Source organism: Archangium minus (assembly GCF_044360475.1).
Taxonomy (GTDB): domain Bacteria; phylum Myxococcota; class Myxococcia; order Myxococcales; family Myxococcaceae; genus Archangium; species Archangium minus.
On record NZ_CP043494.1, the window covers coordinates 10,102,249 to 10,119,137 of the forward strand.

Genomic DNA, 16,889 nt, shown 5'->3' on the forward strand with positions numbered 1-16,889 from the left:
AGTTCGTGGAGTCATGGCGGCGTCCCATGTGCAGGCGCCCTGCCAGCTCCAGCGAACAAAACGTTCCGAGTGTCACATCCGGCGATGCGTTCCGCCGTCCATCTCGCAGGCGGGATGGGCGTCGCCCCCACGAAACGGAGCGCCGCTCAGTGCAGCAGCGGGACGGGGTCCGGCATTGGGTGGCGAGGCAACTCCACCGTGAAAGCCGAGCCAGCCCCTTGCCTGCTCGTCACGGAGATGGAGCCGCCCAGCCTGTGGACGATCTCCCGGACGATCCACAGCCCCAGGCCGAAACCACCGTAGTGCTGCTCGGACACGGCGCGCTCGAAGCGCTCAAAGATGCGCTCCTGGTCCCGCGGCGCGATGCCAATTCCTTCGTCGCGCACGGTGATCCACGCGTGCTCCTCATCCACCTCGAGCCGCAACGTGATGGGCCGACCCTGCCCGTACTTGATGGCATTGGTCAGCAGGTTGACGACCACCTGCTCCAGACGCAGCCGGTTCCACCGGCCCACCACGGGTGCGTCCAACCCAACCTTCACCAGACGGTTGCCAGAGCGCACCAGCTCCTCTTGGAAGCGCGAGGCCACGTCGCGCAGCACCTCGGCCAGGTCCACGTCCTCGAGCTGGAAGGACAGGTGCCCCTCCGACAGGCGGGAGATGTCTAGCAATTCGTCCACCAGATGCCCGAGCCGCTCCACCTGCCGGCAAATGCCCTGCACCTTCCCCGTGACGTCCGCCTGTGCGGACTGCCGCGCGGACGGACTCGTACCGCGCAGCACGCTCTGCGCCTGCAGCCGTAGCGCCGTCAACGGCGTGCGCAACTCATGCGAGGCAATGGAGAGGAACCGATCTCTCAACAGGATGGCCTCGTGCGCTTCCTCGTACAGCCGAGCATTCTCAACCGCCATCGCCATGCGACGCGCCACATCCTCCGCCAGGGACGAATCAATCTCTCCCGGGTGGCGCTGTGGCAGACGGAGAAAGGTCACGACCCCGAGCACCCGGCCGTGGCTCGTCAGCGGCAACCGAAGAAAGGAGCCCTCGGGCCCTGAGAGGCGGATGTGTCCAGCCACCGACGGCGTGGCCCTTGGCTCGGACTCGAGCAAGGAGAGGGACTCGGGAAGAGCGCGCAGCCGCTCCTCCTCGGAGGGCTCCTGGTGGACCACCGCCACCCGCCGCAACCGGCCGTCGTGTTCGAGCAGCTCCACCATGAGCCCCTCCGCCACGAGGGGGACCACCCGACGCGCGGCCCGGGCGAGCATGGCGCGGATGTCGAAGCCCTCGGCCAGCAGCGCACTCAACTCGGCCAGCAGGGCGAAGCGCTGGCGCGCGGCCTCCGCCTCGGCACGGGCCGCTTCGGCCGACCGGGCCTGGGCCTCCAGTGCTCGGCTCGCGCGCAGCTCAATCTCCGTCATCACCGAGGCCGCTAGCTCCCCGAGGATGTACAGCTCCTCATCCGTCCAAACACGAGGCTGTGTATCGATGACGCAGAAGGTGCCGAGGGTCTCCCCCTCAGACGCAGTCAGGGGCACCCCCGCGTAGGCCACCACCCCGAGCTGATCAATGGCCAGGTTGTCGCGCAGCACGGGATGCAGGCGCGCGTCCTCAATGACGAGTGGCTCTCCGGTGGCCACCACGTGCATGCAGAAGGAGTACGCCAGGGGTGTCTGGCGGACATCGCACCAGGGAGGGGGTAGGCCCACGCAGCTCTTGAAGAACTGACGGTCTCGGTCCACCAAGGTGACAAGCCCCACGGGTGCGTTCACCACCCGGGTAGCGAGCCGAGCCAGCCGATCAAACGCCTCCTCGGAGGGTGTGTCCAGGAGGGCAGTGCGGCGCAAGGCATCCAGCCTGCGTTGGCGACGGAGGGCCTGCTGAATGTCTCGCAGCGCCTCCTGCGCACCAACACCGGTGTCCTGCCCCAAAGACGGCCCCGAGCCGCCGTGTGCCTGCTCCTCTGAGTGTGACTCGGCCACGACCCCTCCTGAAGGCAGGAACAGCACCAGCGTGAGAGGGATTGCGAGCAGAGGGAGAGAGGAGCGCCCGGGCTCCTCTCCGCGTCTCAGCACGAGAAGAAGAGCCCAACTCCGGCTTCAGCGCCATCAACAACACGGGGCTGCGGATTCTACTCCCCCGACGGCCCCATCTGGCGTTGGGTGCTAGCGCTTCGACGCGGCGGCCTCACGCGCTTCCAGCGCCTTCACCCAGTCGGGCGGCGACGGCTTCGGGCGGTAGTCCGTGTCCAGCCGGACTTCCTTGCCCAGCTCGATGGTCCAGCACTCCAGTTCGCGTAGCCAGAGCTCGTGCAAGTGCTCGCGCGCCTTCTGGGGCTCCATGAAGATGTAGGCCACGCGCGCCAGCGGCTGCCCCTTCTCCACCATGCCCTCGAGCCGGAGCGCGCAAGCGTCCAACATCTCCTCCTGCGAGACGTCGCGGCCGTGGACGATGATTCGGAGAATCTTGTCCTTTGGATCGTAGAGGCCGTTCAGCTCATGCGTGCGGCGGTGGCCCACGCGGATGAAGCCTCCCTCCGCGGAAGGACCCAGCCGCGCATGACCTGGCGCTGCCTGGGCCTGCGCGGTGGCCGCGTCCACTTCCAAGTCATGGAACTGCACCAGCGACAGGTCATCGGCGCCGCGCAGCAGCCGCCAGGGGCCGAACTCCAGCCACCTGCGCGACACCAGCCGCGAGTGCCCCGCCCCACGAAACGCACAGGCCCAGCCATGGGGGTAGTGCAGCGCGTCCAAGATGGGGCCGGAGTAGCTCGGGGTGCCTGCCTTCCAGCTGAGGAACAGACTGCCGAACGAGCCCAACGCGAACGGGAGCGGCGCCAGCTCCGACACGACCCGATGCGGGTCCTTCGGGAAGTGGCCCTCCGCCATCACCACCGGCGCGTGGACCACGAGCAGCTTCCAAGCGGAGTCCTGCCACTCCGCATAGGCCCGACGCTTGCTGTTCACCAGATGGGCTTCCAGCCAGTCCGGCCCCGGCGTCTGCGCCTTGAAGTCGGCATACACGCGGTTGGGGGTCGTCTTCGGAAAGAGGCGCCCGGCAACCGCTCGCACCAAAGCAGGAAGGTCAGGGCCCGACAGGCCCATCTTCAGCTCCATGTCCTTCACCCGCCACCCTCCTCCAGCATCGCGTTACGAAGCGCCTGGTGCTCCGCTGGCGTCTTGCTGAGATAGTCCATGAGGAGCTCGGCCTTCGGGTCGCCCCCCTCCTTGAAGATGGTTCTATTCCAGGTATCCGCGTCAATCAACACAGAGGTCCCATCCGGCTTGTAGACCTCCAGCTTGAATCCGTCGCTGGCTCCCTTGAACAAACCGTCCAGGAAACCGACGTTGGCAGCGGCCCCCTTGGGGTCCAGGAAGGTGACAACCACTTCCTTCACTTCTTGATTGTCATATCCCTTCAGCAACCCGCGAGACCCGAGCAGACTCACATTGTCTTCGATCTGCTCCATCTCCCCCTGACCAAACGCGGTGGAGACGTTCTTCAGCTCCCGGACGCGCACGCCACCATCGACGTTCTCGACGACGTCGAGGTGGCGATTCTTCCGGAGGTTCAAGCCACCCACCTCGTTCGCCTGGGTCATCCCCACGGTGACCTCGCGCTGGAGCGGACGGCTCGCGCCGTACTGCGCTTCGTACCAGCGGTTGGCGATACCGCCCTTGTCGGCGCTCGGCAGCTGACTGGTGATTCGCAACATCTCGCTGTGGCTGGCCGCGGCGAGTGCTTCTCGGTCCGTCAGTGGCTTCCCCTCCGCGTTCTTGAGCTTGAGTGCGTCCTTGTAGGCCTGCGTCCCCCGCAGCCGGGTCTCATCCGTCAGGTGATGGGCGATCTTGTCGGCGAAGGCCCGCTTGGCCTCGTGGCGCACGTAGTCCGCGTCGCTCCCCCCGGGGTTCTGCTTCATCTTGGCGATGAATTCGGCATCGTTCTTGATGATGCCCTCCGTCTTCATCACCTCCATCCACTTCCCGAAGGCCTTCGTCGGATCATTGCCCCCCAGTTCCACGAACGCCTGCTCGCGGGTGAAGCCGTCTGGAATCTTCTTGGGCTGGGAGCTGCCGTCAGAGACCTCGAAGGTGCCGAACTTGCGCTTGGCCGGGTCTGGATTGAGCTCGTCGCCGCTCGGCTTGTAGGTCAGCGTATCGCCGTCGACCCCCCGGTTCTTCTGGAGGTACGGCGGCGCGTCGGGATCATCGCGGTTCGGCTGCCAGTGGTAGCCCTCGGGGAGCCCCTCCTCCTTGGTCAACGGGTAGCCGAACCGACGTGCAGCCGCGACACCTGCGCGCTCGTCCTCCGCCGCCACGTAGCCGCGCGCCACGGCGAGCGAGTCCACCTGCTTGGCGTGCACGTCGAGCTGGGAGCGGAGGTTGGCGATCTCCCGCTCAATGGCCTCGCGCTGCGCGGCGGTCGGCACCTGGCCGGTGCCATCGAACTGCTTCAGACGGGAGTCGATGCGCTGCTGGATGCCCTCCAGGTCCTTGATGAGGGTGGTGAGCTTCTTCACCTCGAGCTGTGACTCGAAGCCCTGGGTGCCGTAACCAGGCCTGCTGGTGAGCTCCTGGCGAACGCCGTCCCGGAGCTTGCGCACCTGGCCCAGCGGGCCCTCGTACTTCTGCAGTGTCCGCGCCGTCTCCATGTGCGCGGCAATGTCGGCGTCCGTCGCCTTCGGTCCCGCCTCGATTCGCACCCGCCCGTCGCCATAGCGCACATGCACCGTGCGCCCTTCCAGCTTCGGGTTGACGGACACCGGCACTTCCCGTGGGCGCGTCAGCCGCTGCGCCCCCGCCATGACGCCGTCCATGGCCACGCCGCCACCGGCGCCGAACACGGTGCCCACCGCGCCATCCACCACCGCGCGCTTGCTCACCTGGGCGAGGCCCGACATCAGGCCGTTCTCCCACGTCTCGCTCTGCAGCGCCTGGTCCGTGGCGCCGCCCGCGGCACCGCCAATGCCTCCCTCCCAGGCGCCCTGGATGGCGGTGTTGCGCAGCCGCTGCCCCACCGTCTGCTTGGCAACCTGCTCGGCGGACTCCGTCGCCACCGTCCTGCCCGCGCCGCTGAGCCCCTTGGGCAGCGGGATGACGGCAGTGCCACCTTCCACAGCGCCCACCAACGCCTGCTGGGCCGCGCCATCCAGCCCCAGCGCATCACCCTTGAAGTACGACTGGGTCGCCAGCCTCGTCCCCGCCCCCAGAGCCGCGTAGCCCGCGAGGGCCAGCGGCGTGGCCGCGCCACCGGTGGCCACCACCGCCGCCGTCGTCACCACCGCCACGGCCGCGGTGGCCGCCATGTCCGCGGTGCTGTCCTTCGTCTCCTGGAGGGTCTTCACGTCGTCGGTGGAGTAACCCAGGCGCCGCTGCGCCGCCTCGGTGTCACCGGAGGAGATCGCCGCCTCGGCGGCATCCAGGTTGCGCTCCAGCCGCGCCGAGTCCGACTCGCCCTTCGTCCAGCTCTGGACGGTGTCGATGAAGCCCAGGCCCTCGCTCTGCTCGAACTTCTGCTGGGCCCGCAGGCGCTCGGCCTGCTGCCGCGCCGCGATCGGTGAGTTCGGGTCGATGGCGCCCAGGTCGAACATCTGGTCGACAATCTCGAACTTGTCTCGACCGCCCAGCTCCGACGTTAGATCCTGGCGCAGGTCCTTCTTGTAGAGCTCGCGGTAGGCCGCGGAGATGTCATTGATTTCCGCCTTGGACTTGTTGCCCAGGACCTCGCGCAGCGCGGCCTCGTCGGTGCCCATGCCGTCCAGGGCCCGGTGAAGCTGCTCGGCAGCGGCCTTCGCCTGCCCCGCCTTGTCATTCGCGGCGGGGGGATTGAGGTAGCGCAGACCGACCTCGGAGTCCGCCCCACCCCAGCTCTTCACCTCGGCTTCCAACGAGCGACCGGTCTGCTTCTGGAACTCCGCCTTGAGCGCGGGCAGGTCCTCCGGCTTGGTGTTCTTCAGCACGTCGAGGATGGCCCCCTCGTCCGAGCCGAGCCACCCCTGGGTCGCGCTGTTGATCTGCGCGGCGCTCGCGGCGGCGGTGTTGCCCTCCAGCATCCCCCTGGCTCGGGTGTAATCCTCCTTCGACAGCTTGTCGCGCAACTCCGACTGGAGCGCGGTGTCCTGGAGGAGCACCTTCTTCTGCTCGGGGGGCAGGTCCTTGATGGTGTCAAAGACCTTGCCGCTGTCCGCGCCCCAGAAGCCCTGGAGGGCGTCATGCACCTTCGAGCGCGCGGCCCCGGCCTCCAGCTTCGACACCTCCTCGGGCGACCTGGCCTGGGTGGTGGCGAGCAAATCCCTGAGCTGGGCTCTCTGCGGCCCATCCAGCTCTGAATCCAGCGCCTTCTGGAGAAACTCCTCCGGCGTGGCAGCCTTGATGTCCGGATGGTCCTTCCCATACATCTGCTGGAAGGAGCGGGCGATGGACTGACGCTCGGCCGGGGTGGCCTTCCGCAGCGTGTCGAGGATGGCTTCCTCGTCCGTGCCCAAGCCCATCTCCTGCTGGATGGCCGTGGCGCCCGCGTTCCCCTTGTTGCCAGCCAGGAGGCTCTTGGCGCGGGTGAGGTCATCACCGCTCAGCTCGTCGCGGAGGGTGGCGTCCAGGTCCAGGTTGTAGTGCTCCTTGAAGGCCTGGCGGATGAGCGCGACGTCGGCGGGGGACTTCTTGTCCAGCGTCTTGAAGATGGCGTCCTCGTCCGTGCCCCACCCCGTAAGGCCGCCCTGGGTGGCCTTGTACAGCTCGGTGGCATCCTTCGAGGCCTGCTCCTTCGTGTAGCCCGGGGTGACGCCCGGAGGGCCCGAGGGTTGCTGCGCGGGCGCCGCCGGGGTGGTGGTGGCTGTCGTGGCGGGCTTCGAGGGGGCATTCGAGGGGACGAAGGAGCTGGTCCCAGCCTCCCGCTGCGCCGCGCTGCGGGCCGACGCCGCCGCCTGCTGGGCAGACGTGCTCGCCTGGGCCACCGCTTGCTGGGCGCGGGTCAGCTCCGCCTTGGGAGCGCCCTTCTTCTGAGCCTCCGCGAGCGCGGCCTGCGCCTGCTTGAGCGCCTCTTGCGCCTGTCGTGCCGCCGCTTCCGCACGGGCCCGGGAAGCCTCCGCCGCGGCCCTCGCGGCCGCCTCCGCGGCACGCTTCGCCTCGCGCGCGGCACGCTCGGCGGCCTCCGCCGCGGAGTTCTTACCAGAACCCCCCGCTCCGTCCGTGCCCGTGGTCCGAGTAGCTCCCCCGTCGTTGACTCGCATGCCTACAGCTCCCCGTCGGTCCGCCACGGCGGACATCTACCTTCAAGGCGACCCTCATGGGTGGCCTCGGACATCTCTCCCCGAGGTTATCGGAGAATACCTGGCCCAAGTTGTCTCACCGCGCCAACAGGGGACGCCCCCCTGCCGATGAGGCGCGTCTCCTCAGACGGTTTTCTCCTCAAGGCGGATTTTGACATCCGTGATGATGCGGAGCCGCCGTGGCGGGTCCTCCTTTTCGGCGCTCAGGTCCGCCTGGACGCGCATCTCCATCTGCGTGCTCGCGGGCCAGAGGCGATCCAACCGGAAGAACGTCTCCCCTTGTGTTTGAGAGCGAACAGTCATCTGCTCCGAGGCATCCGGCCGCGTTTGATATTCGGGGGGTACCGGTTGGCTCTTGGAGGTCTGTTGGATGAGGAACCGGGTGCCCACGCGGACGCCGTCCATGGAGGTCAGCTCGAAGCTGGCGGTGCCATGGGCCGCGACAGGGCCGGAGCCATAGAGGGGCTGCTCCCAGCGGGCGCCCAGGCCAATGGCTTCCTGCGGGAAGGGGTTGCCCACGAACTGGAGCGCCTTGGCGATCCCAAGCAGCTCCTTGCGGCGCTCGGGCGACAGCTGGGGAGGAAGGTTCAGCTCCAGCGTGTTGCCGTGACGACCCGCCGTCCCCTTTCCGGTGAGCCCTGGCAGGAAGGCGAGGCTCTGGCGGACTTCATCCACGTGCCGCTCGGCGGTGCCCGGTTGGACGAGCAGGTCCACCGCGTCGAGCGTGAAGTCATACCGCGCATCGCCCTCCAACGAGAGGGACTGCACCTGGATGATGAAAGTCATCCGCGTGGCGGGGACTGGCGGAGCGGGATGAGACCTGCCCGCCGTCTCCACGGTGACGGAGGAGGAGTGGGTGGCGGTGACAATCTGCTTCGACCCGAGCTGGGGTCGGAGGACCAACTGCCGCCGCGGCTCGCGACCCTTCGTGACGAGACTCATGACGCGAAAGCCTAGCCCGCCCTTCCCACTCGCATCCAGACAGACTCTACGGTCCCAGGCCCGGGTGAGCACGACGGGACTCGTCCCCATGGCCCGGCGGAAGGCGACCAAAAAGGCGCTGGGCGCGGCATAGCCGACGGATAGCGCCGCATCCGTCACGCGGGCGCCCGCGGCCATCAGCTCGGTTGACACCTTCCCGGGCCTTCCTGCCCCCGGCCCCCACCAAGTGTCGTGTCATGTGCTAAACATCATCGTCGTGGACGATTCATGGGAGAAATGGCGCGCTCGCTCCGCGGCGATGCACCCCGAGCGCTTCAGCGCCAGGACGTTCGATGCCCACGAAGTGCTCGATGCCGGCAAGCTCGCATCGATCCGTGAGACGCTCGAGCAGTTTGGCGCAGTACACGTTCGTCGCACAGGACTCCGCGGCGTCAACGACACCCTCCGTGCGATGTGTGAACTCGGCTTTGCTCCGCACGAGCAGTTCACCGCGGGCGGTCGCACCAGCGAATCGTGGCAGAAGAAGTGGGTTGAACCCGGCCTTCGACGGATGGATTTCTATCCGCCCGAGCTCTACCTGCTGCCCAACAACGAGGTGCAGTACCAGCGCTGCTCACCACGTCGCGTGCTGTTCTACTGCCATCGAGCCCCCTCGAAGGGTGGTCGCACCTTCGTCCACCGCGCAGACGCCATTGTCCCTCTGCTCCGCGAGACGAGCCGCGCAGGACGAGCCCTTATCGACAAGCTCGAGCGCTTCGGTCTGGTGATCGAGACAGGCTTTCTCCATCGCGCTCACCCACTGAAAAGCGCCAACTATTTTCAATCGTGGCAAGAGCGCTTCGGCACCGACTCCCCTGACGAAGTGCTCGTGCGCGCACGAGCGAAGACGCTCGAGTACGACGAGTGCTGGTTTCGCGACGACCCGAGCGAGCGCGCGCACCCCACGCTGATGACTCGCATCACGATCAGTGCGTTCTGGTCCGATCCAAGCGATGGGCGGAGGTACCTGCGTTTTCCACGCATCGCGATGGATCCGCCGAGCGCGAAGAACGGGTATCGACGCTTCACGCTCAGCAACGGCGAAGAGCTCAGCGGCGATGAGCGCGAGGCTCTTATCACGGCGTACCTCGCCTCTCGCGAGGGGATTCACTGGAGCCCCGGGGATCTCGTCCTCTTCGACAACCTCCGCTACGGACACTCGCGTGAGAGCTTCGAGGGCGACAGAGAGGTCTACGTCGCCATGGGCGGCGAGCTCTGGGATGACCGCACCAAGCAGGCGCGACGGCAGAGAGAAGAGGCGCAAGCAAAGCCCATTCCCTCTCTTGCGCGCTTCGCCAATACCGCCTCGGACCCGTCCCAGCGATACGCCATCGCCCCCGCGTTCGTGCGGTGCGACGAGCTGTTCAGCGTACGTACGTTCGATGCCGAGGGAGCGCTCAACGCGAGGACGTTCGAAGCCATTCGTCGCGAATTCGCCCGCCACGGAGCGCTGCATATCCGCAACACCGGGCTCTCGTTCAGCGAACCCGGACAGCTCGGCGGGAGCATTCTCGAGCCCCTCGGCTTCGGCCAGAACTCGAGCTTCGCCTGGGGAGGAATGAACAGCGGCCGCACCACGCGAAAAGCCCTCTCGCGCGAGCTCCGCGCCACCGACGAGTACCCCGCCCACCTCTGGCTGCTCCCGCACAACGAAGTGCTCTACCAGCGGCACATGCCTGCGAGCCTGCTCTTCTTCTCCGCCAGCGCGTGCCCCATCGCGCAGGGAGGACGTACGTTCGTGCACGAAGCCGATGGGATGGAGCGCTGGATTCGCTCGCGAGGCCCCAAGGGAGAAGCCCTGCTCCGCGCCCTGCGCGAACACGGAATGCTCATCGAGATGGGCTTCGTCGACGAGCGACACCCCGAGAAGCACAAGAACTTCTTTCGCTCGTGGCAAGACCGCTTCGAGACCCACTCACGCGACGAAGCCGAAGCACGCTGTCGAGCCTCGACGCTGCAATTCGACGAGTGCTGGTGGCGCGAAGAGCCCACCCCCTCACGTGAGCCCTGCTTCACCTTGATGACACGCGTTCGTGTTCCGGGCTTCTACGTGGATCCATCGAGCGGGCGCGAGACGATGTTCTTTCCGCGAATCGCGCTCGATCCCCCGTCGATCGTCAACGGACACCGACGCTATCCCCTCGGAAACGGCCGCGAGCTCGACGACGACGAAGTCGACCTCCTGCTCAGCGCGTTTCTCGCGACACGCGAGGGCCTTCACTACGAAGCAGGCGACATTCTGCTCTGCGACAACATCCGCTACGGACACTCGCGCGAAGCCTTCACCCCTCCGCGAACACTCGGCGTCGCCATGGCCCACACGGTCTTGAACCAGCACATCCGATGAGCTCCGAGCGCTTCAGCCCGAACCAGTTCCGCCACGCCTCGAGCATCACCCACCCCAGTGAATTTCGGGACGGACGCTGGCACACCTTCACCCCGCGCGCCCCTGTCGAGCGCATCCTTCTCGGCCGCCGCTGGCTCCTTCGGCCAGGCCTCACGTTCACGCCGTACGCCAACCCCACACGCTGCAACGCGCACTGCGCGTTCTGCTCCGAAGAGCTCGCGCGCATCGACGCGACGCGACTCTCCGCACACACGCCGATCACCGACTACGATCGCTATTTCGCGGCGCTCGATCGCGCGTGGAGCGAGCTTCGTGGCTTCGAGATGGGGCTCAGCCTCAGCGGACTCGAAGCAACCTCCGAGCCCGAGTGGCTCCTGCGCCTGCTCTCGCTGCTCGACGCGCACAGCGCGCTTTTTGCAGAGCGCGTGCTCTACAGCAACGGCTCGGGGCTCGCGACCGACGAGCGCTTGGTGACAGCGCTCGCCCGCGCTCGCTTCGATCGCGCCGAGGTTTCCCGGGCTCACTTCGACGAGAAGCTCAACCAACGCATCATGCGCTTCGGCCTCGCACAGCCGATCCGTCGCAGCGAAGTATTCAGCGAGACCGTTCGGCGTGTGCAACGTGAAGGCGTGCGGGTGAAGCTCGTGTGCATCCTCAATACTCAGGGCGTCGCTACGATCGATCACGTCGAGCGCTATCTGGACGAGGCTGAAGCGCTCGGCGTCGAGCACGTTGTGTTTCGCGAGCTCAGCGTCCTCGGCGACATCTACCGCGAAAACCGTGAGACACGGTGGATCGCAACCCACCGAGCCCCCATGCGCGCACTGATGGATGCGATCCTCGATGACCGTGGCCACACGCGCGCGGGATGGACGCTCGAAGGAGTGACCTCGGGCTACTACTACTACAACGAGCGCTATCGACGCGGTCGCATCGAGGTCACCCTCGAAGGCTCGAGCTACGTCGCGCACCGTGACGCAGTCGAGTCGGGAGTGCTGCAAAAACTCGTGTTTCACTCGACCCGCGAGCTGTGTGGTGACTGGGTCCCCAACTCGCAGGTCATCGGCTGCTATGACTGACGCGCGCTCGCTGTTGCAGTAAGCCCTACGAGTCCTTCTGCCGAGACGCGTGTGCCCCGCCGTCCAGCACCTCGGAGAGGGTCGTGGCCTGGAGGGCCCGGTCGAACCAGCTGTTGAGCATGTCCATGTCGGTGCAGTCGAGGATGCGCTGCCGGGCCCCTTCGTCCACGTGAACCCCCCGTATGGCGAGAATCCGCAGGATGTCCTCGGCACGTCCTCGGCTCAGCCCCCGTGCCAGACCCTCTTCCCTGCCTCGCGCCAGCCCCTTCTCCAGCCCCTTCTCCAGCCCCTGCGCCAGGCCCTGCTGGCGTCCCCGCTCGATGAGTTCCTCGCCATAGCTCCGCATCAACTCCTCCGCTCGTTGCTCATCCAGGACTGAATGTAGCACCTGCCCCGTGGCGTCGTGGACGGCCTCGTCCCCAGTCCACAACAGGTAACGAATGACCACCACCAGGTGTTCGGTTCCCTCCGGAGCCGCCTGCACTTGGGCGAAGAGGCTCACCCACTCCGGCAGCTTCCGCGCCAGTTCCTCGGTACGCCCATAGCGCAGCACCAACCACGCCAGCCGGGCTAGCGGAGGGCCAGGCCTTGCTTTCAGCGCCTCTTCTCGCTCGGCCGTCAGGTCATCGAGCAGGTATTCGAAGCTCGGCACCAGCGCTCGCCAGCGCTTCCGCTCCTCCTCTATTTCCCCAGGCAGTTCGAACAGGTCCTGCACCCGCCGCGGCGCAGTCCAGGCTCCCTCCGGCCCGTGGTACATCACCAGCGGGATGATGACCGGCAACAGTGAGCGCTCCGGGTGCTCCTGGCGCCAGCGCTCCACCTGGCGAACCACGTAGCGCAGCATGCGCAGCGCCATCCACCTGTCCACAGTGGACTGGTGCTCCAGCAGCACGTAAAGCAGCAGCGAGCGGCCCGTACGCAGGCGGGCAGAGAAGAGCAGATCGCTCTCGGTCTCCCGCAGCTCTGGGTCCACCACACTGCTGGGCTCCAGGCGCAGACTCGACCAGTCCACCTCGGAGACAACATGGGCGGGCAGGACGGCACGCAGCTCGGCCTCCGCCCGCTCGGGGCGGCCAAAGGTATACCGGGCGAAGAGGTCATGAGGTCCGGGCATGGCGCACGGCGCCCCAGCACGGAGCGGGCCAGTCGCACCATGCAGGGAACCAGTAAGCCGTGTACGTCCGCTTCCGCCACCTTCGTCCCGTCAGCGAGACGCCGCACTCCGCTCTGGGGAAGGGCCCTCCGCTGGCCCCCCCCCCGAGTCGTACAAATCGTCCGAACAAATCGTCTGACACCTTCCCCGGCCTCACCTGCGTCAGCCGCGAGGCGTTGGCCACCGTGATGTGTTCGCGTCGAGAGAGCATAGCGGCCCTACCTTTCGGTGAGCGCTGGGCGGGCCTGACATGTCCGGACGCTCGGTGTGAGCCCACCCACCTCATGAGCTCGAGGTGCAGGAAGCCGCACCCTCAGTCAAACATCGCTCCCAGCGCCGCAGCTCGATAAGAGACTTCATCCGCTCGATAAGGGATTTCATCCCCATTCGCGTGAACGCGTACCCGGCATTAACAACAGGCTTGATATTGCTACTGAGTTGCATATAGCTCCCGTATCGAGACGGTGGAGCATTGCAAGCTGTCGCCGTTCATTCGGAGCGAGGGAAGCATGTCCGACGTTGTAAGCACCGGCGCCTTGGAGGCCATCGGGCTTGAGCATCGCTATGGGTCGAAGACCGTCCTTCGAGGACTGAACTTCACCGTAAAGCCCGGCCAGATCTATGCCCTGCTCGGCGGCAACGGCGCGGGCAAGTCGACGACGCTCAGCATCTTCCTGGGCCTGGTGCGCCCGACGGCGGGGCTGGCCCGAGTCTGTGGCCACGACGTGTCGGTTGACCCCCGGGTCGCGCGCTCGCGGCTGGCCTATGTCCCCGAGAATGTGGCGCTCTACGAGCACCTCAGCGCGCGGGAGAACATCGACTACTTCCTGACCATCGCGGGAAGCGAGCAACGGTCACCGGCGCACATCGATGAAGCGCTGGAGGCGGTCGGACTGGCGCGCGAAGCGTGGGGAAAGCGCGTGGGCGGGTTTTCGAAAGGCATGCGCCAGAAGGTGGCGATCGCGCTCGCCATCGCTCGGCGCGTGCCGGTGCTTCTGCTGGACGAACCGACCTCCGGCCTGGACCCGCGAGCAACCGGCGACTTCAACCGACTGCTGGACACCGCCCGCTCGCGCGGCGTCGCCACCCTGATGGTGACGCACGACCTCCTGAGCGCTGCCGAGATCGCTGACCGAATCGGCTTCCTGGCGCAGGGCCGACTCGAGGAGGAGCTGGCCGCCACCGGCGCAGAGCGGTTCGATGTCAGAGCCCTGCATCAGCGCTACGCGCAAGCAGGAGAGGCAGCATGAGCCTCCGAAGCACGACGGTGCTGAGAGTCGCCGCCGAGGAGTGGCGGGCGCTGGTACGAAACCGGGTGGCGATGATTGCCAGTCTCACACTCGCGGCCCTGCTCGTGACCTCTGCCGTCCTGGGGATGGAGCAGCGCAACGCCACGGAGGCAGCCAGGGCCCGCTACCAGGCCACAGCGGACGAGGCCTTCGACGCCCAGCCGGACCGCCATCCGCATCGGATGGTGCACTATGGACAATTCGTCTTCCGGCCGATCTCGGCGCTGGCCTTCTTTGATCCGGGGGTGGACGGCTTCACCGGCAACACGGTGTTCCTCGAAGGACACAGGCAGAACAGCGCCAACTTCAGCGAGGCGCGGCAATCCTCGCTGCTGCTGCGGTTCGGCCAACTGACACCGGCCTTCGTGCTGCAGACCTTGGCCCCGCTGCTCATCGTCTTCCTCGCCTTCGGCGCCGTCGCGCGGGAGCGTGAGCAGGGAACCCTGCGGCTGCTCCTGGCCCAGGGGTTGCGGCCATCTGAGCTCGCCGCGGGCAAGCTGTCGGCCTATGTCGGCGTGGTGGCCGCGGTCGCCGCGCCGGCGCTCCTGGTGTTGGCAGCCTCGGCGCTCGCCGGCTGGGCGCCGCCAGTCCCAAGCCTGCTGATGGTGTCCGGCTATCTCATCTACCTGTCCATCTGGGCGGTCGCGGCCCTGCTCGTTTCGCTGCTGGTGCGGCGCGCCCGGGACTCGCTGATCGTCCTGGTCGCGGCTTGGATGGGCGTGGTCATCCTCGCTCCTCGGATCCTGCCCGAGCTCGCGGTAGCGCGGCTCCCAACGCCGACGCGCATCGAGACGGATGTGGCGGTCCATCATGAGCTCAAGCAGATCGGCGACAGCCACAATCCAGACGACCCCTACTTCTACGAGTTCAAGGCGAAGACCCTCGCAAAGTACGGCGTCGAGAAGGTCGAGGACCTGCCGGTCCAGTGGGCGGGGCTGGTCGGAATGGAAGGAGAGCGCCTGACCAGTGGGCTGTTCGATCGCTACGCGCAGGAAGCCTTCGCAAGAGAGGCCGAGCAGAACCGGCTCGTGCGCCAGTTTGGGATCGTCAGCCCGCTCATCGCCGTGCGCCAGCTCTCCATGAGCCTGGCCGCCACCGACACGGAGAGCCACCAGGACTTCCTCGAGCAGGTGGAACAGCACCGCTACCGCTTTGTCCAGGAACTGAACCTCATGCAGGTGACGAAGATCCCGAACCGGAACGCCGGAGCGGACCCCCGGATATCCGCCGATCATTGGAAGACGCTGCCGAGCTTTACCTATCGGGAGCCGAACGTGCTCCAGCTCGCAGGCGACCGGATCTGGGCCAACCTGGTGATTCTGGTCTGCTGGCTGGCGGCCTTGCTCGTAGGTTGCGGCCTGGCTGCCCGTCGTTTGGGGGAGGCCGCACGATGAGCGCTTGGAAAGCGGATTTCAGATTGCTGTTCCGGGCACCGTTGAGCGCAGGCGCGCTCCTGCTGCTCCTCGTCCTGACCTCCCTGGCGGTGGCGGCCGGCCTCGCGGCGACCGCTCGGCAGAAGGCTGTCATTGAGCGGGTGGAAGCCGCCCAGCAGCAGGACCTGGCCTCGGTGGTGAAGGACTATGGCAAGCCCGACGGAAATGCGGGTAACGCCGCCTACTACACCTTCCACCTCACCACGGACCCACCCTCGCCCCTGGCCTTCGCGGCACTCGGCCAGCGGGATGTGCAGCCCTATGTCCTGCGGGTACGACTGCTGGGCCTGCAATCGCAGCTCTACGAGTCCGAGACCCTGAACCCGGAGCTCGCGCTTCCAGGCGCCTTCGACTTCGCCTTCGTGCTGATCTACCTGGCTCCGCTGGTCATCATCGCGCTGATGCACGACCTGGTGTCGGGCGAACGTGAGGCTGGACGGCTCCGGCTGCTCGTCTCCTTGCCGGCGTCCGGTCGCGGGGTGTGGGTGCGTCGCAGCACCCTGCGCTATCTGCTGGTCCTGGGTGCCCTGCTTGCACCGCTTGTGCTCGGCGCCGTGATCGCCAGAGCCTCAGTGGTGGGAACCTTCGCGATCTCCCTGGCTGCGGCGCTCTACGTGGCGTTCTGGTTGGGGCTGGCGCTTCTTGTCGCCGCTCGGGGCCGGAGCTCGGCGGCCAACGGCGCCACGCTGGTTGGATGTTGGATCGTGCTGACCCTGCTGGCGCCCGCGCTGGCCAACGCCGTGATCTCTCGAGCCATCCCCGTGGCCAAGGGCGTCGACCTGACCCTGGCGCAGCGTGAGCTGGTGCACCGCGCCTGGGACATTCCCAAGGAGGAGACCTTCCGTCCCTTCTTCGTCAAGCATCCGGAGTGGCGCGACACGCCGCCGGTGCTCGGACGCTTCCATTGGAAGTGGTACTACGCCATGCACGAGGTGGGCGACGACGGGGTCTCAGCCGAGGTCGCGGAATACCGCCAGAGCCTGACGGCCCGCGAGGTGTGGACCGCCCGGCTCGGCTGGCTCCTGCCAGTAGCCGCCGTTCAGACGATCCTCCACCGGGCCGCGGACAGCGACCTGCTGGCGCATCTGGCGTACCAACTCAGCATCGAGCAGTTCCACACACGGCTTCGCGGCTTCTACTACCCGTACATGTTCCACGAGCGGCCGTTCCAGAAGGCCGACTTCGATCAGCTGCCCCGCTACCAGCCCAGGCCATCGAGTGCCTCTCTGCCGGTCTCGTCGATGCTCGGGCTGCTGGTGCTGGCAGCGCTCGTCTCCGGCGCCGCCGTCACCGGTGTGCGGGCCCTCTCGTCGTCCGCAGCTCGGGAGTGAGCCTGGCCACTT

General features: G+C 66.9%; 10 protein-coding genes. 5 read left to right on the forward strand and 5 right to left on the reverse strand.

The window, feature by feature from the left end; translation table 11 throughout:
- Positions 1–146: 146 nt before the first annotated feature.
- From F0U60_RS41290 to F0U60_RS41305, 4 genes are all read right to left on the reverse strand, one after another.
- Positions 147–1,979, reverse strand: a complete 1,833-nt coding sequence (locus F0U60_RS41290) for an ATP-binding protein (protein WP_395808204.1) — start codon at positions 1,977–1,979, stop codon at positions 147–149.
- Positions 1,980–2,162: 183 nt separating this feature from the next.
- On the reverse strand, positions 2,163–3,122 hold the full coding sequence (locus F0U60_RS41295; RefSeq protein ID WP_395808206.1) for a hypothetical protein: 960 nt from the start codon (positions 3,120–3,122) through the stop codon (positions 2,163–2,165).
- Positions 3,119–7,225 carry an annexin gene (locus F0U60_RS41300; protein ID WP_395808208.1) on the reverse strand — a complete coding sequence of 1,369 codons (4,107 nt, stop codon included), beginning with the start codon at positions 7,223–7,225 and terminating at the stop codon, positions 3,119–3,121. The genes F0U60_RS41295 and F0U60_RS41300 overlap by 4 nt, the downstream gene beginning before the upstream one ends.
- Positions 7,226–7,387: 162 nt before the next feature.
- Positions 7,388–8,398 (reverse strand): hypothetical protein, encoded by a 1,011-nt coding sequence (locus tag F0U60_RS41305; RefSeq protein ID WP_395808210.1) that lies wholly within the window; start codon positions 8,396–8,398, stop codon positions 7,388–7,390.
- A gap of 46 nt (positions 8,399–8,444) precedes the next feature.
- On the opposite strand from F0U60_RS41305, the gene F0U60_RS41310 reads away from it, so the two are divergent.
- A complete protein-coding gene (locus F0U60_RS41310; RefSeq protein WP_395808212.1) occupies positions 8,445–10,592 on the forward strand; it encodes a TauD/TfdA family dioxygenase in 2,148 nt (715 codons plus the stop codon).
- Positions 10,589–11,671, forward strand: coding sequence for a hypothetical protein (locus F0U60_RS41315; RefSeq protein WP_395808214.1), 1,083 nt, complete (start codon positions 10,589–10,591; stop codon positions 11,669–11,671). Before F0U60_RS41310 ends, F0U60_RS41315 begins: the two co-directional genes overlap by 4 nt.
- A gap of 25 nt (positions 11,672–11,696) precedes the next feature.
- Here F0U60_RS41315 and F0U60_RS41320 read toward each other — a convergent pair whose 3' ends face one another.
- Positions 11,697–12,785 carry an Rpn family recombination-promoting nuclease/putative transposase gene (locus tag F0U60_RS41320; protein WP_395808216.1) on the reverse strand — a complete coding sequence of 363 codons (1,089 nt, stop codon included), beginning with the start codon at positions 12,783–12,785 and terminating at the stop codon, positions 11,697–11,699.
- A gap of 548 nt (positions 12,786–13,333) precedes the next feature.
- Here F0U60_RS41320 and F0U60_RS41325 point away from each other — a divergent pair.
- From F0U60_RS41325 to F0U60_RS41335, 3 genes are read left to right on the forward strand one after another with little or no spacing between them, the layout of a single operon-like run.
- Positions 13,334–14,074: an ABC transporter ATP-binding protein gene (locus F0U60_RS41325; protein ID WP_395808218.1), complete on the forward strand. Its 741-nt coding sequence runs from the start codon at positions 13,334–13,336 to the stop codon at positions 14,072–14,074.
- Positions 14,071–15,507 carry an ABC transporter permease gene (locus F0U60_RS41330; RefSeq protein WP_395808220.1) on the forward strand — a complete coding sequence of 479 codons (1,437 nt, stop codon included), beginning with the start codon at positions 14,071–14,073 and terminating at the stop codon, positions 15,505–15,507. The genes F0U60_RS41325 and F0U60_RS41330 overlap by 4 nt, the downstream gene beginning before the upstream one ends.
- Positions 15,504–16,877, forward strand: coding sequence for an ABC transporter permease (locus F0U60_RS41335; RefSeq protein WP_395808222.1), 1,374 nt, complete (start codon positions 15,504–15,506; stop codon positions 16,875–16,877). The genes F0U60_RS41330 and F0U60_RS41335 overlap by 4 nt, the downstream gene beginning before the upstream one ends.
- Positions 16,878–16,889 lie beyond the last annotated feature (12 nt).